Source organism: Pontimicrobium sp. MEBiC01747, assembly GCF_053601635.1.
On record NZ_JBSHNS010000006.1, the window covers coordinates 1 to 1,122 of the forward strand.

Annotated in this window: 1 protein-coding gene; it reads left to right on the plus strand. The window is 31.1% G+C overall.

What is annotated here, in order from left to right:
- Positions 1–117: 117 nt before the first annotated feature.
- Positions 118–1,098 (plus strand): SDR family oxidoreductase, encoded by a 981-nt coding sequence (locus tag ACVC2P_RS00055; protein ID WP_452596450.1) that lies wholly within the window; start codon positions 118–120, stop codon positions 1,096–1,098.
- Positions 1,099–1,122: the final 24 nt, after the last annotated feature.

A 1,122-nucleotide genomic window follows, 5' to 3' on the forward strand; every position in this document is an offset into this window, starting at 1 on the left:
CGGTTATGGTTATGGCTATGGAGCTTATGGTAACGGATATCATGAAAATGATAAAGTAAAACATACATTCTTATCACGTTTAAAATCAATATTTAAAATAGGATAATTATAAAAAATATAGCAATGAATAAGTATCATGAAGAAGATATCTCTAACTCTAGTTTTTTAGTTACAGGAGGAGCTGGTTTTATTGGTTCTAATATTGTAGAATATTTACTGCAATATGGAGCAAAAAAAGTTAGAGTGTTAGATAACTTTTCAAATGGATATAAGGAAAATATAGAGCCGTATTTATTGTATTCTAATTTTGAGTTAATAGAAGGAGATATAAGAGATTTAGAAACTTGTATAGATGCTATGAAAGGTATGGATTATGTAACGCATCAAGCAGCGTTAGGTTCTGTTCCACGATCTATAAATGACCCTGCAACGACCAATGCGGTTAATATTTCAGGGTTTTTAAATATGATGATTGCATTAAAAGATAGTAAAACGGTAAAACGAATGGTCTATGCTGCATCGAGTTCTACGTATGGAGATAGTAAAAAGCTTCCTAAAGTTGAAGATCAAATAGGAAAACCATTATCACCTTACGCAGTAACAAAATATGTAAATGAACTATACGCAGACGTTTTTGGTAAAACATATGAAACAGACACTATAGGACTACGCTATTTTAATGTGTTTGGACCTAAACAAAGCCCTAACGGTGCCTATGCAGCAGTTATACCATTGTTTATGGAGGCAATTAAAACAAATAAAGGAGCTGTAATAAATGGAGATGGAGAACAAACACGAGATTTTACTTATGTTGAAAATGCAGTGCAAGCAAATATAAAAAGTTTTTTCGCTTCTAAAGAGGCAAAAAATCAAGTGTTTAATATAGCTTGTAATGAGCGAATAAGTGTTAATTATTTGTGGAATACTATTAATAAAACAGCTAAAAAGAATATTTCTGCCGAATTTGGGCCTAATAGAGTAGGAGATGTTAGAGATTCTTTAGCAGATATATCTAAAGCAAAAAAGCTTTTAGGTTATAATCCAAAGTTCTCAGTTGGTGAAGGGATAATAAAAACATGGAACCACTTTAATAAATAGAGTATTGAATACTAAAGAAACAAA